This is a genomic window from Microbacterium sp. ProA8, assembly GCF_039905635.1.
GTDB lineage: Bacteria > Actinomycetota > Actinomycetes > Actinomycetales > Microbacteriaceae > Microbacterium > Microbacterium chionoecetis.
On the sequence record NZ_CP157000.1, the window covers coordinates 1,916,685 to 1,938,460 of the forward strand.

Annotated in this window: 21 protein-coding genes; 13 read left to right on the top strand and 8 right to left on the bottom strand. The window is 70.0% G+C overall.

Annotated elements, in window-relative coordinates:
• Positions 1–5: 5 nt before the first annotated feature.
• The 7 genes from whiA to ABG085_RS08305 all read left to right on the top strand — a co-directional run bounded on the left by whiA (position 6) and on the right by ABG085_RS08305 (position 5,672).
• A complete protein-coding gene (whiA, locus tag ABG085_RS08275; RefSeq protein ID WP_347978909.1) occupies positions 6–983 on the top strand; it encodes a DNA-binding protein WhiA in 978 nt (325 codons plus the stop codon).
• A 199-nt stretch (positions 984–1,182) separates the two neighbouring features.
• Positions 1,183–1,809, top strand: a complete 627-nt coding sequence (locus ABG085_RS08280) for a Fe-Mn family superoxide dismutase (protein ID WP_347978910.1) — start codon at positions 1,183–1,185, stop codon at positions 1,807–1,809.
• A gap of 103 nt (positions 1,810–1,912) precedes the next feature.
• Complete coding sequence (gene gap, locus ABG085_RS08285) at positions 1,913–2,923, top strand: type I glyceraldehyde-3-phosphate dehydrogenase (RefSeq protein ID WP_163619434.1); 1,011 nt, start codon at positions 1,913–1,915, stop codon at positions 2,921–2,923.
• 10 nt (positions 2,924–2,933) lie between these two features.
• Positions 2,934–4,148, top strand: coding sequence for a phosphoglycerate kinase (locus ABG085_RS08290; protein WP_347978911.1), 1,215 nt, complete (start codon positions 2,934–2,936; stop codon positions 4,146–4,148).
• Complete coding sequence (gene tpiA, locus ABG085_RS08295; protein WP_347978912.1) at positions 4,139–4,960, top strand: triose-phosphate isomerase; 822 nt, start codon at positions 4,139–4,141, stop codon at positions 4,958–4,960. The genes ABG085_RS08290 and tpiA overlap by 10 nt, the downstream gene beginning before the upstream one ends.
• Positions 4,961–5,067: 107 nt before the next feature.
• On the top strand, positions 5,068–5,316 hold the full coding sequence (gene secG, locus ABG085_RS08300) for a preprotein translocase subunit SecG (RefSeq protein ID WP_163619440.1): 249 nt from the start codon (positions 5,068–5,070) through the stop codon (positions 5,314–5,316).
• Positions 5,316–5,672, top strand: coding sequence for an RNA polymerase-binding protein RbpA (locus ABG085_RS08305; RefSeq protein WP_347978913.1), 357 nt, complete (start codon positions 5,316–5,318; stop codon positions 5,670–5,672). The genes secG and ABG085_RS08305 overlap by 1 nt, the downstream gene beginning before the upstream one ends.
• 162 nt (positions 5,673–5,834) lie before the next feature.
• Here ABG085_RS08305 and pgl read toward each other — a convergent pair whose 3' ends face one another.
• Genes pgl through tkt form a run of 6 tightly spaced genes read right to left on the bottom strand, consistent with a single transcriptional unit; the run spans position 5,835 to position 14,034 of the window.
• Positions 5,835–6,614 (bottom strand): 6-phosphogluconolactonase, encoded by a 780-nt coding sequence (pgl, locus tag ABG085_RS08310; protein WP_347978914.1) that lies wholly within the window; start codon positions 6,612–6,614, stop codon positions 5,835–5,837.
• Between the two features lie 36 nt (positions 6,615–6,650).
• Positions 6,651–7,607: a glucose-6-phosphate dehydrogenase assembly protein OpcA gene (locus ABG085_RS08315; protein ID WP_347978915.1), complete on the bottom strand. Its 957-nt coding sequence runs from the start codon at positions 7,605–7,607 to the stop codon at positions 6,651–6,653.
• The gene (gene zwf, locus ABG085_RS08320; protein ID WP_347978916.1) at positions 7,604–9,154 is read right to left on the bottom strand and encodes a glucose-6-phosphate dehydrogenase; all 1,551 of its coding nucleotides are present in this window, start codon (positions 9,152–9,154) and stop codon (positions 7,604–7,606) included. Before zwf ends, ABG085_RS08315 begins: the two co-directional genes overlap by 4 nt.
• A gap of 15 nt (positions 9,155–9,169) precedes the next feature.
• Complete coding sequence (locus ABG085_RS08325; RefSeq protein WP_347978917.1) at positions 9,170–10,792, bottom strand: glucose-6-phosphate isomerase; 1,623 nt, start codon at positions 10,790–10,792, stop codon at positions 9,170–9,172.
• Positions 10,789–11,910, bottom strand: coding sequence for a transaldolase (gene tal / locus ABG085_RS08330; RefSeq protein WP_347978918.1), 1,122 nt, complete (start codon positions 11,908–11,910; stop codon positions 10,789–10,791). Before tal ends, ABG085_RS08325 begins: the two co-directional genes overlap by 4 nt.
• An 18-nt stretch (positions 11,911–11,928) precedes the next feature.
• Positions 11,929–14,034 carry a transketolase gene (gene tkt / locus ABG085_RS08335; RefSeq protein WP_347978919.1) on the bottom strand — a complete coding sequence of 702 codons (2,106 nt, stop codon included), beginning with the start codon at positions 14,032–14,034 and terminating at the stop codon, positions 11,929–11,931.
• Between the two features lie 333 nt (positions 14,035–14,367).
• Between tkt and ABG085_RS08340 the strand changes: the two genes are divergently transcribed.
• The 3 genes from ABG085_RS08340 (at position 14,368) to ABG085_RS08350 (ending at position 17,065) form a co-directional block, all read left to right on the top strand.
• A complete protein-coding gene (locus ABG085_RS08340; protein WP_347978920.1) occupies positions 14,368–15,327 on the top strand; it encodes a heme o synthase in 960 nt (319 codons plus the stop codon).
• Positions 15,328–15,412: 85 nt separating this feature from the next.
• Positions 15,413–15,766: a YciI family protein gene (locus ABG085_RS08345; protein ID WP_347978921.1), complete on the top strand. Its 354-nt coding sequence runs from the start codon at positions 15,413–15,415 to the stop codon at positions 15,764–15,766.
• A gap of 3 nt (positions 15,767–15,769) precedes the next feature.
• Complete coding sequence (locus tag ABG085_RS08350; protein WP_347978922.1) at positions 15,770–17,065, top strand: DUF6596 domain-containing protein; 1,296 nt, start codon at positions 15,770–15,772, stop codon at positions 17,063–17,065.
• Positions 17,066–17,133: 68 nt separating this feature from the next.
• Here the strand turns inward: ABG085_RS08350 and ABG085_RS08355 are convergent, their stop codons facing one another.
• Positions 17,134–17,532 (bottom strand): dinucleotide-utilizing enzyme, encoded by a 399-nt coding sequence (locus tag ABG085_RS08355; protein ID WP_347978923.1) that lies wholly within the window; start codon positions 17,530–17,532, stop codon positions 17,134–17,136.
• A gap of 94 nt (positions 17,533–17,626) precedes the next feature.
• Positions 17,627–18,583 carry a COX15/CtaA family protein gene (locus tag ABG085_RS08360; RefSeq protein ID WP_347978924.1) on the bottom strand — a complete coding sequence of 319 codons (957 nt, stop codon included), beginning with the start codon at positions 18,581–18,583 and terminating at the stop codon, positions 17,627–17,629.
• Between the two features lie 258 nt (positions 18,584–18,841).
• On the opposite strand from ABG085_RS08360, the gene sufB reads away from it, so the two are divergent.
• The 3 genes from sufB to ABG085_RS08375 are packed head-to-tail and all read left to right on the top strand — an operon-like array spanning position 18,842 to position 21,774.
• The gene (sufB, locus tag ABG085_RS08365) at positions 18,842–20,260 is read left to right on the top strand and encodes a Fe-S cluster assembly protein SufB (protein ID WP_347978925.1); all 1,419 of its coding nucleotides are present in this window, start codon (positions 18,842–18,844) and stop codon (positions 20,258–20,260) included.
• Complete coding sequence (gene sufD, locus ABG085_RS08370) at positions 20,261–21,448, top strand: Fe-S cluster assembly protein SufD (protein ID WP_347978926.1); 1,188 nt, start codon at positions 20,261–20,263, stop codon at positions 21,446–21,448.
• The gene (locus ABG085_RS08375) at positions 21,445–21,774 is read left to right on the top strand and encodes a non-heme iron oxygenase ferredoxin subunit (RefSeq protein WP_163619466.1); all 330 of its coding nucleotides are present in this window, start codon (positions 21,445–21,447) and stop codon (positions 21,772–21,774) included. The genes sufD and ABG085_RS08375 overlap by 4 nt, the downstream gene beginning before the upstream one ends.
• Positions 21,775–21,776: the final 2 nt, after the last annotated feature.

A 21,776-nucleotide genomic window follows, 5' to 3' on the forward strand; every position in this document is an offset into this window, starting at 1 on the left:
GTCCCGTGTCGCTGACCGCTGACGTGAAGGCCGAGCTGATCACCGTGCGAGACCCGCGCCCCACCGCGCGGGTCGCCGAGCTCACGTCGCTGCTGCGATTCTCGGGAGGCCTGCACTCGATCGCGAACCGCGTCGCGGTCGAGGCCGAGCTGGACTCCGACATCCTCGCCCGGCGCACCGCCCGCGACCTCGTCGAGCTGTACGGCGTGCGGCCCGAGCTCGTGCACGTCCAGGGCTCGGGTGCCCGCACCGGCAGCCACTACGCCGTGCGCGTCATCGAAGGCGGCGAGACGCTCGCCCGCCAGACCGGCCTGCTCGACCAGCGGCGGCGACCCGTCCGCGGGCTTCCCAACAAGCTCACCACGGGCTCGCGCGGGGATCTCGCCGCCATCTGGCGGGGCGCGTTCCTCGCCGCCGGCTCGCTCACCGACCCCGGCCGCTCCGCCGCCCTCGAAATCACCTGCCCGTCGTCCGAGGCCGCGATGGCGCTCGTGGGCGCGGCCCACCGCCTCGGCATCGCAGGCAAGGCCCGCGAGGTTCGCGGCATCCCGCGGGTCGTCGTGCGCGAGGGAGAGGCGATCCGCGCCGCCCTCGCCGCCATGGGCGCCATGCGCGCCGCGGCCGAGTGGGACCAGATGCGTCAGCGCCGCGAGGTGCGCGCGGGCGTCAACCGGCTCGTCAACTTCGACGACGCCAACCTCCGCCGCTCGGCGCAGGCCGCCGTGGCCGCCTGCGCGCGCGTGGAACGGGCCCTCGCCATCCTCGGCGACGAGGTGCCCGAGCACCTGCGTCAGGCGGGCGATCTGCGACTCGCGCACCGGGATGCGAGCCTGGACGAGCTGGGACACCACGCGGACCCGCCGCTGACGAAGGATGCCGTGGCCGGCCGCATCCGCCGGCTCCTCGCGATGGCCGACAAGAAGGCCGAGATCGAGGGTCTGCCCGGCACCGAGTCCGCCGTGCCCGCGGGCATCGAGGACTGATCCCGCGCGATCCGCGGCCGGGCCATCGCACCCGAGGCTCCGCGCAGCGCGAGGCGATGCGTGGACGGGCGTGGGGACTATGTTCCACACGTCACAGTGGGAAGCAACCCCGTCGCCCGGACGTTGCCGCTCAGTAGGATGATTCCGTCACCCTCGCAGCGCCGGGGAATTCGGCGCGCGCCGACAGGAAGAAGAGAACATGGCGAAGTACACCTTGCCCGACCTCCCTTACGACTACGCCGCCCTGGAGCCGCACATCAGCGGCAAGATCATGGAGCTGCACCACAGCAAGCACCACCAGGCGTACGTCACCGGCGCGAACACCGCGCTGGAGCAGCTGGCCGAGGCGCGTGATTCCGGCAACCTGGCGAACGTGAACAAGCTCGAGAAGGACCTCGCGTTCAACCTCGGCGGGCACGTCAACCACTCGATCTTCTGGACCAACCTGTCGCCCGAGGGCGGCGGAGAGCCCGAGGGCGAGCTGCGTGCCGCGATCGACGAGTTCTTCGGCGGCTTCGACAAGTTCCAGGCGCACTTCACCGCCGCCGCGACCGGCATCCAGGGTTCCGGCTGGGCCGTCCTCAGCTGGGACGCGATCGGCGAGCAGCTCATCATCCAGCAGCTGTTCGACCAGCAGAGCAACACCGCGCAGGGCACGATCCCGGTGTTCCAGCTCGACATGTGGGAGCACGCCTTCTACCTCGACTACCTCAACGTCAAGGCTGACTACGTCAAGGCCGTCTGGAACATCGCCAACTGGCAGAACGTCGCCCAGCGCCTCGACGCCGCCCGTCAGAAGACGTCGGGCCTGCTGGTACTGTCCTAATAAGCGCGGCCGTCCCGGCGGGACTGCCCGCCGGGACGCCGTTGTCCTCGTTCGCATCGCACCAACCGCGCACTCGCGCACGACACATCTCAGGAGAAACTCCGTGACTGTCAAGATCGGCATCAACGGCTTCGGCCGCATCGGACGCAACTACCTCCGCGCGGCTCTCGCGCAGGGTGCGGACCTCGAAATCGTGGCGGTGAACGACCTCACCGACAACAAGACGCTCGCCCACCTGCTGAAGTACGACTCGGTCGGCGGCCCGCTCAGCGAGTCCGTCTCGTACGACGGCGACTCGATCACCGTCGGCGGCAAGGCCATCAAGGTCTTCGAAGAGCGCGACCCCGCGAACCTGCCCTGGGGCGAGCTCGGCGTCGACATCGTCATCGAGTCGACCGGACGCTTCACCAAGGCCGACGACGCCAAGAAGCACATCGCCGGCGGCGCCAAGAAGGTGCTCATCTCCGCTCCGGCGACCGGCGACGACGTCACCATCGTGATGGGCGTCAACGAGGGCGAGTACGACCCCGAGAACCACGTGATCATCTCGAACGCGTCGTGCACGACGAACTGCCTCGCACCCCTGGCGAAGGTCTTCAACGACGCGTTCGGCATCGAGCGCGGCTTCATGATGACCGCTCACGCCTACACGGCCGACCAGAACCTGCAGGACGGCCCCCACAGCGACCTGCGCCGTGCCCGCGCCGCCGCGATCAACATCGTGCCCGCGTCGACCGGTGCGGCCAAGGCCATCGGCCACGTGCTGCCCGAGCTGAACGGCAAGCTGAGCGGCTCCTCCTACCGGGTGCCGGTGCCGACCGGCTCGATCGTCGACCTGACGATCGTCACGCCCACCGAGGGCCTCACGGTCGAGCAGGTCAACGAGGCGTACAAGGCGGCTGCCGCCGAGGGTCGTCTCGCCGGGTACCTCGAGTACACCGAGGACCCGATCGTCTCCAGCGACATCCAGCTGAACCCGCACTCGTCGATCTTCGACTCGGAGCTGACGAACGTCAGCGGCAACCTGGTCAAGGTGTCGGCCTGGTACGACAACGAGTGGGGCTACTCCAACCGTCTCGTCGACCTCACCGAGTACGTGGCCGAGCGCCTCTAAGCGATCTCCCATGGCTCTGCGCACCCTCGATTCGCTGGGTTCGCTCGCAGGCAAGCGCGTCATCGTCCGCTGTGACCTCAACGTTCCTCTCAAGGGCGCGGTCATTGCGGACGATGGCCGTGTGCGGGCATCCCTTCCCACGCTCAACGCCCTGATCAACCAGGGTGCACGGCTCGTCGTCTGCTCGCACCTCGGCCGCCCCGAGGGCGCGCCGGACGCGAAGTACAGTCTCGCCCCGGTCGCACAGCGGCTGGCGGAGCTGCTCGGCAAGCCCGTCGCCTTCGCCCGCGACACCGTCGGCGAGTCGGCCCACGAGGCCGTCGCGGCCCTCGAGGACGGCGACGTCGCGGTCATCGAGAACCTCCGGTTCAACCCGGGCGAGACCTCGAAGGACGAGGGGGAGCGCCGCGCCTTCGCCGAACAGCTCGCCGGACTCGGCGACGCCCTCGTCTCGGACGGCTTCGGTGTCGTACACCGCAAGCAGGCCTCGGTGTACGACCTCGCAGAGATCCTGCCGTCCGCGGCCGGCCTGCTGATCGCCACCGAGCTGGACGTCCTCGATCGCCTCACCGAGAACCCCGAGCGGCCGTACACCGTCGTCCTCGGCGGCTCGAAGGTCAGCGACAAGCTGGGCGTCATCTCGCATCTGCTCCCGCGCGTCGACCGGCTGCTGATCGGCGGCGGAATGCTCTTCACGTTCCTCGCCGCGCAGGGGCACAAGGTCGGCTCGAGCCTGCTCGAGGCAGACCAGCTCGACACCGTCCGCGAGTACATGCGCCGCGCCGAGGAGTCGGGCGTGGAGCTCGTGCTGCCGACCGACGTCGTGGTGGCCTCGAAGTTCGGCGCCGACGCGGAGCACGTGGTGACGCGCGCCGATCAGATCGAAGAGACGCCGTTCGGCGCATCCGGTCTGGGGCTCGACATCGGTCCCGACACGGCGGCTCGCTTCGCGGACCTCGTCCGCGGGTCGAAGACGGTCTTCTGGAACGGCCCGATGGGCGTGTTCGAGCTCGCGCCCTTCGCGGCAGGCACCAAGGCCGTCGCGCAGGCGCTCACCGAGGTCGACGGCCTGTCGGTCGTCGGCGGTGGAGATTCCGCCGCGGCCGTCCGCCAGCTCGGGTTCGCCGACGACGCCTTCGGTCACATCTCGACCGGCGGCGGCGCCAGCCTCGAGTTCCTCGAGGGCAAGAAGCTTCCCGGACTGGAGGTCCTCGGATGGCAGTAGACAGCGCTGGTTCAACGGCTGCTGCGCAGACCAGGCGCACCCCGCTCATCGCCGGCAACTGGAAGATGAACCTCGACCACCTGCAGGCGGTCGCGTTCGTTCAGAAGCTGCACTGGACGCTTAAGGACGCGAAGCACGAGGACGGCTCGGTCGAGGTGGCGGTCTTCCCGCCGTTCACCGACATCCGCACGGTGCAGACGCTCCTCGACGCCGACAAGATCCCGTTCGCCCTCGGCGCGCAGGACATCTCGTCGCACGACTCCGGCGCCTACACCGGCGAGATCTCGGGCGCCTTCCTCGCGAAGCTCGACAACCGCTACGTGATCATCGGCCACTCCGAGCGCCGCGAGTACCACCACGAGGGCGACGACCTCGTCGCCGCGAAGGTGCAGGCAGCGCTGAAGCACGGGCTGGTCCCGGTGATCTGCGTGGGCGAGACGGCTGAGGACCTCGAGAAGCACGGCGCCAGCGCCGTGCCGGTGGGCCAGCTCCGGATCGCGCTCGAAGGCGTGAAGCCGGATGCCGACATCGTCGTGGCCTACGAGCCGGTCTGGGCCATCGGGTCCGGTCAGGCGGCGACGCCCGAGCAGGCGCAGGAGGTCTGCGCGAAGCTTCGCGAGGTCATCGCCGAGAAGCTCGGACCGGATGCCGCGGCCCGTACCCGCGTGCTCTACGGCGGGTCGGTGAAGGCCGCGAACATCGCGAGCTTCATGCGCGAGCCGGACGTGGACGGTGCGCTGGTCGGCGGGGCGAGCCTCGTCGTCGACGAGTTCGCGGCCATCATCCGGTACCAGAAGCACGTCGGCGTCTGACGCCGTTGCCGGTGGGCGGCGGGGGATTCCTCGCCGCCCGCCGGCGTACACGTATACTTGACCCTTGTGCGACCGGCGACCGATCGCAGCGAAAGGCTTCAACGACTGTGCAGATCCTCGAGTTCGTCCTGCAGGTGCTTCTCGGCATCACGAGTCTCCTGCTGACCCTTCTCATCCTGCTCCACAAGGGCCGCGGTGGCGGCCTCTCCGACATGTTCGGCGGCGGCATGACGTCCGCTCTCGGCTCGTCGGGCCTGGCAGAGCGCAACCTCAATCGCTTCACCGTGGTGCTCTCGCTGGTGTGGTTCGCGTCCATCGTGGCGCTCGGCCTGATCACGAAGTTCCAGGCCATCTGATGGCTACCGGAGGCAACGCGATCCGCGGCACCCGTGTCGGTGCCGGTCCGATGGGCGAGCAGGATCACGGCTACCACGCCGAGCGCGTGGCCATCTCGTACTGGGACGCCCTGGGCAACGAGACGGTCCGCTACTTCGCGGCGGGCATCCCCGAAGAGGAGATCCCCGAGACGATCGACTCGCCGCACTCCGGTCTGCCGGCCGGCCGCGACAAGGAGAACCCTCCCGCTGTCGCCAAGAGCGAGCCGTACAAGACCCACCTCGCGTACGTGAAGGAGCGCCGCACCGAAGAGGAAGCCGAGACGCTCCTTGACGACGCGCTGCAGCAGCTGCGCGAGCGGCGCGGTCAGGGCTGACCGGCCACGCAGACAGACAGAGAGACGAAGAAGAGCGGATGCCGAGGCATCCGCTCTTCTCCATTCACGAGGGTTGCTCGTGGGTTTCGACTCGCTCCGCTCGCTCGACCTTGACCCGCCTCGCATCAACGCTCGCTGGCGCTCGCATTGATCCGAGTCGCGTCAATACTCGCGGTCGATGAGCTCCGGCGGCACCTGGGAGGCGGCGGCCTGGTCGACGAAGAACGTCGTGCGCTTGCGACCCTTCGCACCGGCGGCGGGGACGCTCGCATAGCTGGCACCGGCCAGAGCGAGACCCAGCGCGGCCGCCTTGTCGGTGCCCGACAGCACGAGCCACACGCGCTTGGAGCTGTTGATGACCGGACGGGTCATCGAGATCCGCTCCGGCGGAGGCTTGGGGGAGTCGCGCACCGCGACCACCGAGCGATCCGTGATCTGGATCTCGCCGCGGTCGGGGAACAGTGACGCGATGTGGCCGTCCGGACCGACGCCGAGGAAGCAGACGTCGAACGAGGGCCACGCGCCTTCGCCGCCGGGGAAGCGGGCGAGCTCGTCGGCATACGCGGCGGCGGCGGCATCCAGATCCACGCCGTCATCGCTGCTGAGCATGGTGTGGATGTTCTCCGCCGGGATGTCCAGACCGTTCAGGAACGCCTCACGCGCCTGGTGGTCGTTGCGATCGGCGTCGGCGCGGGGGAGGAACCGCTCGTCGCTCCACCAGAAGTGGACGCGCGACCAATCGATGCGGGCCGCGCGCGGACTGCGTCCTGCGGCGCCGAGCACGGCGGCGCCCATCGCCCCGCCCGTCAGGGAGATGTGGGCGAGCTTGCCCTCGTCGACGCGCTTGGCGACCCGGTTCAAGAAGCGCGGAGCGACGGAATCGACGAGCGCAGCGGGATCGGAACTGATGATGACGCGTTTCTCGGCCCAGCCCTCAGGCATTCGTCTTCGTCCTGTCCGTCACCCGCGCACCGTCCATCAGGCCTGCGTCCCCTTCGTCGCCGGAGGGTTGAGCAGCTGCCAGCCCTCGGTGATGACTCGACCATACAGGACGTCCGGGTCGAGCCGACGGAGCTCCTCGGCCAGGCACTCACGCAGTGTCCGGCGCGGGAACGCCAGGTCGTGCGTAGGCTGTCCGGGCTGCGTGAGGATCGCCACGCCGGGCGTCGGGCGCTCCAGGAGCACCTCGCCGCTCGGGCGCACGAGCGCGACGGACTTGATGCCGTGGGGCCACTCCTCGGCATCGAGATACGCCCAGTCGACGGGCACGTCGAGGGTGAGGCGCAGCCAGGCCGCGAGGAGCGCGGTCGAGGGCGAGTCGGCCGCGCCACGCACCCGGACGCCGACGACGGGCTCGTAGGGCGGCTGGTCGAGGATCGCGGCCAGCTGCTCGCGCCAGCGCGTCAACCGCGTCCACGCGAGGTCGGTGTCGCCGGGCGCGTACTGCTCGCCGAGGTCCGCGACCCAGGCTGACGGGTCGGACTTCGTGGCGGCATCCGTGATCCGGCGCTGCGCGATCCGACCGATGGAGGTCTTCGAGATGTGCTCGGGCGTGCGATTCGGCCACCACACCACGACGGGCGCGTCGGGCAGCAGAAGCCCCGTCACCAGGCTCTCGAGGTTCGAGTGGCCCGCATCTCCATAGGCCCGCAGCATCACGACCTCGCTGGCGCCGGCGTCGCCGCCGACCCGGATCTGCGCGTCCAGGCGCGGCTCCGCGTCGTAGCCGTCGGGGATCAGCAGCACGATCACCCGCATCGGGTGCTCGCGCGACGCGTCGTTCGCCGCCTCGATGACCTCTTCGACCGCTCCCTCACGGGTGAGGATGACGAGGGTCAGCACGCGGCCGAGCGCGACCGCGCCGCCCTCCTCGCGCACGTTGACGAGCGCACGCGAGATCTTGCTGACAGTGGTGTCGGGAAGATCGACGATCACGGGCGCCTCCAGGTCCGTCCGTCGCGGGCGAGCATCTCGTCCGCGGAGTCCGGGCCCCACGACCCGGGTGAGTACTGTTCGAGCGGGCCGCCCTGGGCGTCCCAGAACTGCTCGATCGGATCGAGGATCTTCCACGAAAGCTCGACCTCTTCGTGCCGCGGGAACAGCGGCGGGTCGCCGAGCAGCACGTCGAGGATGAGACGCTCGTAGGCCTCGGGGCTGGCCTCGGTGAACGCGTGCCCATAGCCGAAGTCCATCGTGACGTCGCGCACCTGGGCGCCCGCACCGGGCACCTTCGAGCCGAAGCGGATCGTGACGCCCTCGTCGGGCTGCACACGGATCACCAGGGCGTTCTGCCCCTGGCCCGAGGTCTGGCTGCGTGAGAACAGCAGCTCGGGCGCGCGCTTGAAGACCACGGCGATCTCGGTGACGCGGCGGCCGAGGCGCTTGCCGGTGCGGAGGTAGAACGGCACGCCCGCCCAGCGACGGGTGTTCACCTCGAGGGTGACGGCGGCGTACGTCTCGGTCGTCGAGCGAGGGTTCATGCCGTCCTCCTCGAGGAAGCCGAGCACCTTCTCGCCGCCCTGCCAGCCGCCTGCGTACTGACCGCGCGCGGTCGAGCGGGCGAGGTCCTCCGGTAGGGTGACGGCGGCGAGCACCTTCTCCTTCTCGGCGCGAAGATCCTTCGCGTCGAACGAGATGGGCTCCTCCATCGCCGTCAGCGCCATGAGCTGCAGCAGGTGGTTCTGGATCACGTCGCGCGCGGCGCCGACGCCGTCGTAGTAGCCGGCACGGCCGCCCACGCCGATGTCTTCGGCCATCGTGATCTGCACGTGGTCGACGTAGTTGCGGTTCCAGATCGGCTCGTACAGCTCGTTGGCGAAGCGCAGGGCCAGGATGTTCTGGACCGTCTCCTTGCCGAGGTAGTGGTCGATGCGGAAGATCGAGTCCGTCGGGAACGCCGAGCGGAGCACGTCGTTGAGGGCCCGTGCCGACTCCTGGTCGTGCCCGAACGGCTTCTCGATCACGACACGGCGCCAGCGGTCGGGCTGGTCGGCGGTGTCGTCGACGAGACCCGAGGACTTCAGCTGCTCAGCCACCAGCGGGAACGCCTTGGGCGGGATCGACAGGTAGAACGCGTGGTTGCCCATCGTGCCGCGCTCGGTGTCCAGCCGGTCGACGGTCTCCCTGAGGCGGCGGAACGCGTCGGGGTCGTCGAACTCGCCCGACACGAAGCGGATGCCCTGGAGCAGCTGCTGCCACGTCTCGTCACGGAACTCGGTGCGCGCATGCTGGCGCACCGCGTCGTAGACGACCTGGGCGAAGTCCTGGTCCGCCCAGTCGCGGCGCGCGAAGCCGACGAGCGCGAACCCGGGAGGCAGCAGACCGCGGTTCGCGAGGTCGTAGACGGCGGGCATGAGCTTCTTGCGGGAGAGGTCTCCCGTGACGCCGAAGATGACGAGTGCGCTCGGACCGGCGATGCGGTTGAGGCGACGGTCTTCGGGGTCGCGCAACGGGTTGTGCCCGCGCGAGATCTCGACGGTCATGTGGGGCTCGAACTCCTACTGGGCCGCTTCGAAGAGCGAGAGCACTTCGATCTGGGGATCGGTGAGGGTCAGGGTCACGACGGGTCGGCCGTGGCCATCGGCGAGAACGGCCGCATCTCCGGCAGCCTGCGCCTGGATGAGCTGACCGAACGTGAACGGCCGGCCCGGGATCTCGAGGTCGACGTCGGTCTGCTCGAGGATCTGCACGAAGACGCCGTTCGCGGGGCCGCCCTTGTGGAACTGGCCCGTCGAGTGCAGGAACCGCGGTCCCCAGCCGAACGTCGTGGGCCGACCGGAGTCGGCCGCGACCAGCTCGCGCAGGCCCGCGAGCTGCGACAGCTCGAGCCGGTTGACGTACGCGTGGATCGCGACGTAGCCGTCCTCGGGCAGACGTGCCCACAGCGCGTCGAGCACGCCGGCGACGGTTCCGGATGCCGCGAGCGCCGGCTCCGACACGCGCACCTCGACGCCCTCCACAGCGAACGCCGGCGCGGTGGGTGCGGGACGCGCGTCGAGAAGGCCGCGCGCAGCCACCTTGGCGGACTCGACATCGGGCTGATCGAAGGGATTGATGCCGAGCATCCGTCCCGCGATCGCCGTGGCGTACTCCCAGACCACCAGCTGCGCACCGAGCGAGCCGCTCACGAGCAGCTCGCCCTCGTGGTGCTCGAACAGGTGGAACTGCTTCGCCTCGTCGACGAACCGGACGATCTGCAGATCGGCCGGCTTCGCGTCGACCTCCGGAGAGACCGGCAGCAGGACGACGGGAAGGATGCCGGTGCCCTCCTTGCCGGTGGACTCGGCGACGAGCTGCTCGATCCAGTCCGGCAGGCCCACGATGTGGGTGCCGTCGGTGACCAGGCCCAGCTTGTCCTTGCGAGGCTGGCCGCCGGCGATCGCGGCCGCGAGCACCAGTGCGGGGTTGTCGGGGCTGTCGATGGACACCTCGAGCAGCGTCGCCTCGGCCTCGTCGAGGAGCTCGGAGATGTCGGCGCCCGCGAGACCCGAGGGCACCAGCCCGAAGGCGGTGAGGGCGGAGTAGCGGCCGCCGACGGTCGGGTCGGCGTTGAAGACGGTGTAGCCGTCCGCGCGGGCCTCCTGGTCGAGCGGCGAGCCCGGGTCGGTCACGACGATGATGCGCTCGGCGGGGTCGATGCCCAGGTCGCGGAACGCGGCCTCGAACGCCCGCTTGGCGGAATCGGTCTCGACCGTCGATCCCGACTTCGACGAGACGACCAGAGCGGTGCGGGTGAGGTCGCCGGCCTGGGAGTCGCCGTCGATCGCGGCGAGCACCTGACCGGGAGCCGTGGAGTCCAGGATCACCAGCGGCACGCCGGATGTCTGCGCGATGACCTCGGGGGCGAGCGACGAGCCGCCCATTCCCGCGAGCACGATCCGTGTGACGTTGCGCGAGCGCAGCCGCTCGCGGAGCGCCAGGATCTCCGGCACCAGCGGGCGCGAGACGCTGACGGCCTCGACCCAGCCGAGGCGGCGCGAGGCCTCGTCCTCGGCGTCGGGACCCCACAGCGACGCGTCGCCGCCGGTGATGCCCGACGCCACGAGGCTCGAGACGAGCTCGGGCAGCGTGGCCTCGACGACCGACTTGACGTGTCCGCTGAGGTGGATGTCGAAGCTCATCGGGTGGCCTGGAGCGCGTCCTCGAGCGCCGTCTTCACGGTGCCCTGCAGGTCGTGCCAGGAGGCGATGAACTTGTCGACCCCTTCGTCTTCGAGCACCTGGGTGACGTCGGCGAAGTCCACACCGACGGCGGCGAGGCGGTCGAAGACCTCGTGCGCGGCCGTGTAGGTGCCGGTGACCGCGTCCCCGGCGATCTGGCCGTGGTCGAAGGTCGCCTCGAGCGTCTTCTCGGGCATCGTGTTGACGGTGCCGCGGGCGACGAGCTCCGTCACGTAGAGGGTGTCGGGCAGCGAGGGGTCCTTGACGCCGGTCGAGGCCCAGAGCGGCCGCTGGACGTGGGCGCCGGCATCCGTCAGCGCCTTCGCGCGGTCGCTGGCGAACTCCTGCTCGAACAGCTCGTACGCGAGGCGCGCGTTCGCGACGCCGGCGAGCGACTTGAGCGCGGTGGCCTCGTCCGTGCCGACGGCGACGAGCCGCCTGTCGACCTCCGTGTCCACGCGCGAGACGAAGAACGACGCGACCGAGTGGATCTTGGAGATGTCGTGGCCGTTCGCCTGGGCCTGCTCGAGACCCGACAGGTAGGCGTCGATGACCTCGGAGTAGCGCTCCAGGCTGAAGATCAGCGTGACATTGACCGAGATGCCCTCGGCCAGCACCGCGGTGATGGCCGGCAGGCCGGCCTTCGTCGCAGGGATCTTGATGTGCACGTTGGGGCGGTCGACCTTCGCCCACAGCTCCTTGGCCTGCGCGATCGTCGCGTCGGTGTCGTGGGCGAGGTCGGGGGAGACCTCGATCGACACGCGACCGTCGATGCCGTCGGTCGCGTCGTAGACCGGGCGGAAGATGTCCGCCGCGTCGCGCACGTCGTCGGTGGTCGCGGCGAAGATCGCGTCGTCGACCGATGCGCCGGCCGCGGCGAGCTCCGTGATCTGGGCGGCGTACGCGTGACCGCCGCCGCCGATGGCGCCCTGGAAGATCGTCGGGTTCGTCGTGACGCCGCTGACGTTGCGCGTCGAGATGAGCTCGGTCAGATTGCCCGACGTGATGCGCTCGCGCGACAGGTCGTCGAGCCAGATGCTCACGCCTTCGGCGACCAGCTTCTCGGTGGGGGTGCTCATGCTGCCTTCTCCTCGTGCTTACTCTGCCGACGAAGCGGCCGCGATGGTGGCGCGGGCGGCTTCGACGACGGCGTCGGCGGTGATGCCGAACTTCTGGAACAGGGTCTTGTAATCGGCCGACGCACCGAAGTGGTCGATCGCGACGGAGCGGCCGGCGTCGCCGACGATGCCGCGCCAGGTGAGCGCCGAGCCGGCCTCGACCGACACGCGCGCCTTCACCGCGGTGGGGAGCACCTGCTCGCGGTAGGCGGCATCCTGCTCGTCGAACCACTCCAGCGACGGCGCCGACACCACGCGGGCGTTCACGCCCTCGGCGGCCAGCGTCTCGCGGGCGGAGACCGCCAGCTGCACCTCGGAGCCCGTCGCGATGAGGATGACGTCGGGCGTGCCGCCCGGCGCCTCGGCGAGGACGTACGCGCCCTTCGCGACGCCGTCCGTCGACGCGAAGACGTCGCCGTCGGCCTCGCCCGTGCCCCGCTCGAACACCGGGATGTTCTGACGGGTGAGCGCGATGCCCACGGGTCCTCCCTGGCGACGCACGATCTCGAGCCATGCGGCCGAGGTCTCGTTCGCATCGGCCGGGCGCACGACGGTGAAGTTCGGGATGGCGCGCAGCGTCGCGAGCTGCTCGACCGGCTGGTGGGTCGGTCCGTCCTCGCCGAGCGCGACCGAGTCGTGCGTCCACACGAAGATCGACGGGATGTCCATCAGCGCGGCCAGGCGCACCGAGGGGCGCATGTAGTCGCTGAAGATCAGGAACGTGCCGCCGAACGGGCGGGTCGGACCGTGCAGCTTGATGCCGTTGACGATCGCGCCCATCGCGTGCTCGCGGATGCCGAAGTGCAGCACCCGGCCGTACGGGTCGCCCGACCACTCGTGCGTCGACCACTCGGACGGAATGAACGACTTCGCGTCCTTGATCGTCGTGAGGTTCGACTCGGCGAGGTCAGCGGAGCCGCCCCACAGCTCCGGCAGCTCGGCGGCGAGGGCGTTGATCACGACGCCCGACGCGGCGCGCGTGGAGACGTCCTTGCCGGCCTCGAAAGAGGGGAGAGCGGATGCCACATCATCGGGCAGGTCGCCGGCCTCGAGACGGTCGAACAGCGCCTTGCGCTCGGGGTTCGCGGCCGCCCAGGAGTCGAACGACTCCTGCCAGGCCGCGCGCTCCTCGGCGGCGCGGTCCTTCAGCGAGCGCGTGTGCGCGAGGATGTCGTCGGCGACGACGAAGGACTGCTCAGGGTCGAATCCGAGGACCTTCTTCGTCGCGGCGAGCTCGTCGCCGCCCAGCGCGGAGCCGTGGATCTTGCCCGTGTTCTGCTTGCCGGGCGAGGGCCAGCCGATGATGGTGCGGAGGATGATGAGCGACGGCTTCGCCGTCTCGCCCTTGGCCGCCTCGAGCGCCGCGTGCAGTTCGGCGACGTCCTCGACGTACTCGCCCGTCTTCTTCCAGTCCACGACCTGCACCTGCCAGCCGTAGGCCTCGTAGCGCTTGGCGACGTCCTCGGTGAAGGCGACGTTGGTGTCGTCCTCGATCGAGATCTGGTTCGAGTCGTAGATCGCGATGAGGTTGCCGAGGGCCTGGTGACCGGCGAGCGACGACGCCTCGGAGGTGATGCCCTCCTGCAGGTCGCCGTCACCGGCGATCACGTAGATGTGGTGGTCGAACGGCGACGTGCCGGCGGCGGCGTCCGGATCGAACAGGCCGCGCTCGTAGCGCGCGGCGTAGGCGAAGCCCACGGCGGACGCGAGGCCCTGGCCGAGGGGGCCGGTCGTGATCTCGACGCCCTTGGTGTGCCCGTACTCCGGGTGGCCGGGCGTGAGCGAGCCCCAGGTGCGCAGCGCCTTCAGGTCGTCGAGCTCGAGCCCGAACCCGCCGAGGTAGAGCTGCACGTACTGGGTGAGCGAGGAGTGCCCGGCCGACAGGATGAACCGGTCGCGCCCGACCCAATGGGTGTCGGCGGGGTCGTGCCGCAGCACGCGCTGGTAGAGCAGGTACGCCGCCGGCGCCAGGCTCATCGCGGTGCCGGGGTGGCCGTTGCCGACCTTCTCCACCGCATCCGCAGCCAGGACGCGGGCAGTGTCCACCGCGCGCCGATCGATCTCATCCCAACGCAGTTCCGACACCGGGCCGCCTTTCTCGAGGAGGTGCGCCCAGAATGTGGCCGGATCGCGGCCCTTGTCCGGATGGAGAAGGGGGAATCGGCGACGGGCGCGCGTGTTTCTCAGCATAGCGAAGGGGTGGGCCACCGAGGCCATGCGAGATCTGTATGTGTCGCAGTCTTGCGAAGGCCGCCACGCCGTCGATGACATCCCGGTGTCGCGGGGGTCACGTTCTGCTCACCACGGGCTGCGCGGCGATGTGATCCTCCGCGGGAGGGTCGAGGGGTCCCGGCGCGGGGCGCGACACGCCGATGCCCTAGACTTGGCGGGAATCTGCAGGCGGCGATTGCGGGGGTCATGGACAGCACGAAGACGGCCGGGGCTGCGGCCGTTCCCACTCCTGTGGGGACCCTCGACACACCCCGCCGGCCTCGGCAGAGCTTCGGTCGCACCGTCCGCGCCTATGTCGCGCTGATGAAGCCGCGCGTGCTCGAACTGCTGCTCGTCACCACCGTTCCGGTGATGATCCTGGCGCAGGGCGGCTTCCCCGACGTCTGGCTCGTCGTGGCGACCGTCATCGGCGGCACGGCCAGCGCCGGCTCGGCCGCCGCCTTCAACATGTACCTCGACCGCGACATCGACGCGCACATGCAGCGCACGGTGAACCGGCCCCTCGTGACCGGAGAGGTGTCGCCCCGGGGCGCGCTGATCTTCGCCTGGTCGCTCGCGGTGTTCTCGACGGTGTGGCTCTGGCTCACCACGAACTGGCTCGCAGCGACGCTGTCCGCCGTCGCCATCTTCTTCTATGTCGTGATCTACACGATGATCCTCAAGCGCCGCACCGAGCAGAACATCGTGTGGGGCGGCATCGCCGGCTGCTTCCCGGTGGTGATCGGCTGGACGGCCGTGACGGGTTCGCTGGCGTGGCCCCCCGTCATCCTGTTCGCTCTCGTCTTCCTCTGGACGCCGCCGCACTACTGGCCGCTGTCGATGAAGTACAGGGAGCAGTACGAAGGCGTCCAGGTGCCGATGCTCGGCGCGACCCGCGGCGGTTCGCAGGTCGGCCTTCAGGTCATCCTGTACGCGTGGGCCACCGTCGTCTGCTCGCTGCTGCTGATCCCCGTCGCCGGCATGGGGCTGGTGTACACGGTGTCGGCCGTGGTCTTCGGCGGCTGGTTCATCTACGAGTCGCACGTGCTCTACAACCGCGCGGTGCGGGGAACCGAGCCGCGTCCGATGCGCGTGTTCCACGCCTCGATCACCTATCTGACGCTGCTCTTCGTCGCCATCGCGGTCGACCCGCTGCTGCCGTTCTGATCCCGAGCCCCTGTCGATTGCGGCGGGGGCTCGTTCGTCGGATCAATGAGGGGCACAATGCCTCTCGACGACGAAGGAGGACGACATGGCGCAGTATCTGATCCTGATCTACGGCGACGAGGCGCAGTGGGATGCCCGCAGCGACGATGAGAAGCGGGCGGTGGATGCCGCGCACGGCGCGTTCCGCGAACGGGCCGGGTCGGCGATCGTCGCCTCGGGTGAACTCGAGTCGAGCCGTATGGCGACCACCCTGCGAGCCAGGGGAGACAGGCCGCTCGTGACCGACGGCCCGTTCCTGGAGACGAAGGAGGTCCTCGGCGGGTTCTACGTCGTCGACGTGCCCGACCTGGATGCGGCGCTCGGTCTCGCCGGACTGCTGCACGAGACCACCGAGGGCCACGGCGGCGTGCAGGTGCAACCGCTCGTCGATCACTCCTGAGCGATGGTGCCCACGTCTCCTTCATCCGGCGCCGGCGCGCTCGGGGGAGCTCCCGGCCGCGCGGGCCGGGCTGCTTCGCCGACCGCTCCTGCCGCGCAGGTCGGTGCCGCCCTCGCCGATGCGCACCGCGCCGAGTGGGCGGCGGTCGTCGCGTCGACGGCCCGGCTGACCGGCGACCTGGACCTCGCCGAGGAGTGCGCGCAGGAGGCGTTCGCGAGGGCCGTCGAGGTGTGGCCGAGGCGCGGCATCCCGGATCGTCCCGGTGCCTGGCTGACGACCGTCGCGGCGAACCGTGCAAGAGACGTGCTGCGGCGGGACGCGGCGCTTCGGCGCCGGCTTCCGCTGCTCGTCCGCGAGGCTCCGACGGACGACGGCGCGTCGTGGCATTCGGACGATCGGCTGCGGCTGATCTTCACCTGCTGCCACCCCGCCCTGGCGCGGGAGGCGCAGGTCGCCCTCACGCTGCGCCTGGTGTGCGGCGTGTCGACCGGCGACGTCGCGGCGGCCTTCCTCGTGGGGGAGTCGGCGATGGCGGCACGCGTGACGCGCGCGAAGCACAAGATCGCCACCGCGCGCATCCCATTCCGGGTGCCCGACGCGTGGGAGCTGCCGGACCGTGTGGCGGTGGTGTGCGACGTCCTCTACCTGGTCTTCACGGTGGGGCACGCGCCTCCTTCCGGAGACGCCGTCGTGCGCGCGGACCTCGTGGAGGAGGCCGTCGCGCTCACCCGCCTGCTGCACGGTCTGCTCCCCGCCGATCGCTCGGTGGCGGGTCTGCTGGCCCTCATGCTCCTGATCGACGCCCGGCGCGCCACACGCGAGGAGCTGCTCGCCGACCAGGATCGCTCGAGGTGGGATTCGGCGCTCATCGACGAGGGGATCGCCCTTCTCGCGACGGCGTCGGCGGGAGCGGTGGACCGCTTTGCGATCTCGGCGGCGATCGCCGCCGAGCACGCGCAGGCGCCGACGTGGGGCGACACCGACTGGGCGAGGATCGCCGACCTGTACCGGCTGCTCGCGCAGGCCTGGCAGAGTCCCGTCGTCGCGCTCAACAGCGCGGTCGCCGTGGGCATGCGCGACGGGCCTGCCGCGGGCATTGCCGCCGTCGACGCCGTCGCCGACGACCCCGCGCTCGCGCGGTATCCGTATCTTCCCGCGGCGCGAGCCGCGTTCCTCATGGACCTCGGCCGTTGGGACGAGGCGGCGGACGCCTACGCCGCTGCCGCCCTCCTCGCCGGGACCGAGGCGGAGCGGCAGCGGCTGCGGGGGCAGGCGGCGCGGGCGCGTTCGTCCGCCTGAGGTCGCGTCGGGGCCGGACACGCCGAAGCCGCAGGGAGTACGGGACTCCCTGCGGCTTCGAGGTGGTGTCAGCGCGAGGCGACGGGTGCGTCGACCTTTTCGGCCGGCTCCGCCGCGACGGCGGGCTGGGCGTCGGTGCTGACGGCTCCGGTGGTGTCGGCCTCGGAGTCCCAGTCGATGGGCTCGACGACCTCGACCGGCGCGTGCGGGCGCAGCGTCGAGAGAGCGGCGATGCCGAGCGAGAGGAGGATGCCGACGATGCCGGCGCCGATGAGGATGCCGCCGAGCTGGGCCATCGACTGGCCGACGTACACGTCGACACCGGTCGCGGTGCCGTCGGTCAGCGTCGACGTCATCGAGGCGATCTTGTCGGTGGTGATGAACCAGCCGCCGGCGACGGTCGCCAGCGAGACGACGACGAGGCCCCAGAACGGGATGCTGCGGGTGAGACGGGGACGGGTGGACATGTGTCGATCACTCCTCGGGATGCGCGACCCGTGGTGGCCGCGGCATCCCACCCTGGCAAAGGACTCCGTGCGGCGCCAATCGGGTTGCTATGGATCAGCTGTGGACGGCCGCGGCTGCCGGCGCCTTCAGATGCATGACCACGGCGGTCATCGCCGCGACGAGTCCGACGGCGAGCACCATGTGGATGTTGACCAGCACGATCGGCAGACCCGTGCGCGCCTGCCAGAGCCCGATGACGATCTGCACGAGCTCGACCGCGAGGAGCAGCAGCGTCCAGAGGCGCAGGCGCAGGGCAGGGGGAGTGCGCCACGAGCCGGCCACGAGCACCAGCGTGAGCGCGAAGGTGATGTACCCCGGCCAGGCGTGGATGTGCTGCATCAGCTCGGGGTTCAGCCCGTTGCGTGCGGCGCCGCCGTCCCCCGCGTGCGGGCCGGAGCCGGTCACGAGGATGCCGACCACGACCGTCAGGAGCACGAAGGCCGTCGTGATGTGCGTCACCGCCGCGTACCAGCGGGGCACGGCGAGCACGCGCGGGCCGGGCTCGGCGTACACGCGCACGACGAGGACGGTCGCCAGCGCGACCAGCAGCACCGAGGCGAAATAGTGCAGACCCACCACGTAGGGATTGAGGTTCGTGAGCACCGTGATGCCGCCGATGACCGCCTGCAGCGGCACGTAGAGGCCGATCAGCAGCGAGAGCCAGAAGAGGTCGCGGCGCTCCCGGCGCATCCGCACGACGAACAGGAACATGATGATCGCGACCGCGACCAGCACGAAGGTCAGCAGGCGGTTGCCGAACTCGATGAAGCCGTGCACCCCCGACACCTCGGGGACGGGGACGAACGAGTCCTCGGTGCAGCGGGGCCAGGTCTCGCAGCCGAGTCCCGAGCCGGTCAGGCGGACGAGCCCGCCGGTGCCGACGATGCCGATCTGCACCACGAGCGTGGCCCACGCGGCGGCGATCACGCGCCGGTCGACCCGATCCGGCAGCCAGCGCCAGATGCGCTGCCCGATTCCGGGGGCGGTCGTCGTGGACTGATGCGCGGACATGCGGGTGGTCGCCTCCTGGCAGAGGCTCCGAATGCCGTGCGAGACGCACGGGGCGCGTCCGCGCCGGGGTGGAACCTGTAGAATCGAGGGGTCGGTGGCGGTGCAGTTCAAGGCACCGCGCACCACTGACAGTCTAGGCGCGATGATCGGCGCCGCTTGAGAGGGCCCGAGAAGCGGCATCCCCCCTCCGGTATCTCCACCGGAGAACACGGATGCCGGGGCGGATCACACCGCTAGGACCCGGAGGAGAACGTGACGATGTCTGATGTGCTGATCGACCGCCCGGAGCTGGACAGCCTGGGTGTCTACGAGTTCGGGTGGCATGACGCCGACGCCGCGGGCGCCGTGGCGAAACGCGGCATCGACGAGGGCGTGGTGCGCGGCATCTCGGCGCTCAAGAACGAGCCCGAATGGATGCTGAAGACCCGTCTGAAGGGCTACCAGCTGTTCGGCCGCAAGCCGATGCCGACGTGGGGTGCCGACCTCAGCGACATCGACTTCGACAACATCAAGTACTTCGTGCGCTCCACTGAGAAGCAGGCGCAGTCGTGGGAGGACCTCCCCGAGGACATCCGCAACACGTACGAGAAGCTCGGCATCCCGGAGGCCGAGCGTCAGCGCCTGGTGGCCGGCGTCGCCGCCCAGTACGAGTCCGAGGTCGTGTACCACCAGATCCGCGAGGACCTCGAGGCGCAGGGCGTCATCTTCATGGACACCGACACCGCGCTGCGCGAGCACCCCGAGTTCTTCGAGGAGTACTTCGGCACCGTCATCCCGGCCGGCGACAACAAGTTCGCCGCGCTCAACACCGCGGTGTGGTCGGGCGGCTCGTTCGTCTACGTCCCGCCGGGCGTGCACGTCGAGATCCCGCTGCAGGCGTACTTCCGCATCAACACCGAGAACATGGGCCAGTTCGAGCGGACGCTCATCATCGCCGACGAGGGCTCGTACGTGCACTACATCGAGGGCTGCACCGCCCCGATCTACAAGAGCGACTCCCTGCACTCGGCCGTCGTCGAGATCATCGTGAAGAAGAACGCGCGCGTTCGGTACACGACGATCCAGAACTGGTCGAACAACGTCTACAACCTCGTCACCAAGCGCGCCATCGCCCACGAGGGCGCGACCATGGAGTGGATCGACGGAAACATCGGGTCCAAGGTCACGATGAAGTACCCGTCGATCTTCCTGGTCGGCGAGCACGCCAAGGGCGAGACCCTCTCCGTCGCCTTCGCCGGCCCGGGACAGCACCAGGACGCCGGCGCGAAGATGATCCACATGGCGCCCTACACGCAGTCGTCGATCGTCTCGAAGTCGATCGCCCGCGGGGGCGGCCGTGCGGGCTACCGCGGCGAGGTCCGCGTGGACGCCAACGCGCACCACTCGGCCAACACCGTCCGCTGCGACGCGCTGCTGGTCGACACCATCTCGCGCTCCGACACGTACCCCGCGATCGACATCCGGGTGGACGACGTGCAGCTCGGCCACGAGGCCACGGTCTCGAAGGTGAGCGAGGAGCAGCTCTTCTATCTGATGAGCCGCGGCATGCCCGAGGACGAAGCCATGGCCATGATCGTGCGCGGCTTCATCGAGCCGATCGCGCGTGAGCTGCCCATGGAGTACGCGCTCGAACTCAACAAGCTCATCGAGATGGGCATGGAAGGATCCGTCGGCTAGATGAGCCCCACCACTGAGGCCCCCACCATTCCCGGCGCGAAGGGCCACACCGACGGTGCCGGCGCGTTCGTGCCGGTTCAGACCCGCTCCGAGCGTCCCTGGTCGTTCGACCCCGCGGACTTCGAGGTGCCCACCGGCCGCGAGGTCAACTGGAAGCACACGCCGATCGCCAAGGTCCAGCCGCTGTTCGCGGACGAGGCCGGTCCCCACGGCATCATCCAGGTCGAGGTCGACGCCCCGGCCGGTCTGGTGCAGGAGCGTCTGACGATCGGCACCGCGCCCCGCGGCGAGGTGTTCCGCCCCGAGGATCTGCCGAGCGCGATCGCCTGGAAGCAGGAGACCGAGGCGCCGCTGCTGCGCATCCCGGCCGGCGCCGAGTACACCGAGCCGATCGTGGTGTCGCTGACCGGCACCGGCGGCCTGGCGCACGCGCACGTCGTCGTAGAGGCGCAGGCGAACTCGCACGCCACGGTGGTCTTCCGTCACAGCGGCACCGCCCACCATGCGCAGAACGTCGAGATCATCGTGCGCGAGGGCGCACACCTCGAGCTCGTGACCGTGCAGCGGTGGGACGACGACGCCGTGCACGTCGCCTCGCACCAGGCGCGCGTCGAGCGCGACGCGACCCTCCGTCACGTCGTCGTCAGCTTCGGCGGCGGCGTCGTGCGCGTCAACCCGACCGTCGAGCTCGCCGGCGCCGGCTCGCGCGCCGAGCTCTACGGCCTCAGCTACTCCGACTCGGGGCAGCACCTCGAGAGCCAGGTGTACCTGCACCACAAGGGCGCCGAGACCTCCGGCGACGTGCTCTACAAGAGCGCGCTGCAGGGCGCGGCGGCGCGCACCGTGTGGATCGGCGACGTCCTCATCGGATCGGATGCCGTGGGCACCGACTCGTACGAGGCCAACCGCAACCTCGTCCTGACCGAAGGCGCGCGCGCCGAGTCGATCCCGAACCTCGAGATCGAGACCGGCGACATCCGCGGCGCAGGCCACGCGAGCGCCACCGGGCGCTTCGACGACGAGCAGCTGTTCTACCTGCAGGCGCGCGGCATCGCCGAGGACGAGGCGCGACGGCTCGTCGTGCTCGGCTTCCTCGCCGAGATCGTGCAGAAGATCGGTGTCGCAGACCTCGAGGCGGAGCTGTTCGCCGCGATCGAGGAAGAACTCGCCAAGGAGGCCGGCCGATGACCGCGCAGCGCGTGTGCGCCCTCAGCGACCTCGTCCAGGACGAGGCCCGCCGGGTCGAGGTGGACGGCGTCGCGATCGCCCTCGTGCTGGACTCCAGCGGCGAGGTGCACGCGATCGGCGACGTCTGCACCCACGGCGACATCTCGCTCTCCGAAGGCTTCGTCGACGGCGAGTCGCTCGAATGCTGGGCTCACGGCTCGGCGTTCTCGCTGCGCACCGGCAAGCCCCTCAATCTCCCCGCGTACGAGCCGGTCCCGGTGTTCGCGGTCACCGTCGACGGCGATGACGTGCTCGTCGACGCGACCGTCACGCTCGAAGTGAACTGAAG

What these genes read in the sequence shown, in the direction of transcription:
- ABG085_RS08280 (WP_347978910.1), top strand. Translation starts at nt 1,183, where the DNA reads ATGGCGAAGTACACCTTGCCCGACCTCCCTTACGACTACGCCGCCCTG.
- ABG085_RS08290 (WP_347978911.1), top strand. Translation starts at nt 2,934, where the DNA reads ATGGCTCTGCGCACCCTCGATTCGCTGGGTTCGCTCGCAGGCAAGCGC.
- tpiA (WP_347978912.1), top strand. Translation starts at nt 4,139, where the DNA reads ATGGCAGTAGACAGCGCTGGTTCAACGGCTGCTGCGCAGACCAGGCGC.
- ABG085_RS08305 (WP_347978913.1), top strand. Translation starts at nt 5,316, where the DNA reads ATGGCTACCGGAGGCAACGCGATCCGCGGCACCCGTGTCGGTGCCGGT.
- pgl (WP_347978914.1), bottom strand. Translation starts at nt 6,614, where the DNA reads ATGCCTGAGGGCTGGGCCGAGAAACGCGTCATCATCAGTTCCGATCCC.
- zwf (WP_347978916.1), bottom strand. Translation starts at nt 9,154, where the DNA reads ATGACCGTCGAGATCTCGCGCGGGCACAACCCGTTGCGCGACCCCGAA.
- ABG085_RS08325 (WP_347978917.1), bottom strand. Translation starts at nt 10,792, where the DNA reads ATGAGCTTCGACATCCACCTCAGCGGACACGTCAAGTCGGTCGTCGAG.
- tal (WP_347978918.1), bottom strand. Translation starts at nt 11,910, where the DNA reads ATGAGCACCCCCACCGAGAAGCTGGTCGCCGAAGGCGTGAGCATCTGG.
- ABG085_RS08340 (WP_347978920.1), top strand. Translation starts at nt 14,368, where the DNA reads ATGGACAGCACGAAGACGGCCGGGGCTGCGGCCGTTCCCACTCCTGTG.
- ABG085_RS08345 (WP_347978921.1), top strand. Translation starts at nt 15,413, where the DNA reads ATGGCGCAGTATCTGATCCTGATCTACGGCGACGAGGCGCAGTGGGAT.
- ABG085_RS08350 (WP_347978922.1), top strand. Translation starts at nt 15,770, where the DNA reads ATGGTGCCCACGTCTCCTTCATCCGGCGCCGGCGCGCTCGGGGGAGCT.
- ABG085_RS08355 (WP_347978923.1), bottom strand. Translation starts at nt 17,532, where the DNA reads ATGTCCACCCGTCCCCGTCTCACCCGCAGCATCCCGTTCTGGGGCCTC.
- ABG085_RS08360 (WP_347978924.1), bottom strand. Translation starts at nt 18,583, where the DNA reads ATGTCCGCGCATCAGTCCACGACGACCGCCCCCGGAATCGGGCAGCGC.
- sufB (WP_347978925.1), top strand. Translation starts at nt 18,842, where the DNA reads ATGTCTGATGTGCTGATCGACCGCCCGGAGCTGGACAGCCTGGGTGTC.
- sufD (WP_347978926.1), top strand. Translation starts at nt 20,261, where the DNA reads ATGAGCCCCACCACTGAGGCCCCCACCATTCCCGGCGCGAAGGGCCAC.
- ABG085_RS08375 (WP_163619466.1), top strand. Translation starts at nt 21,445, where the DNA reads ATGACCGCGCAGCGCGTGTGCGCCCTCAGCGACCTCGTCCAGGACGAG.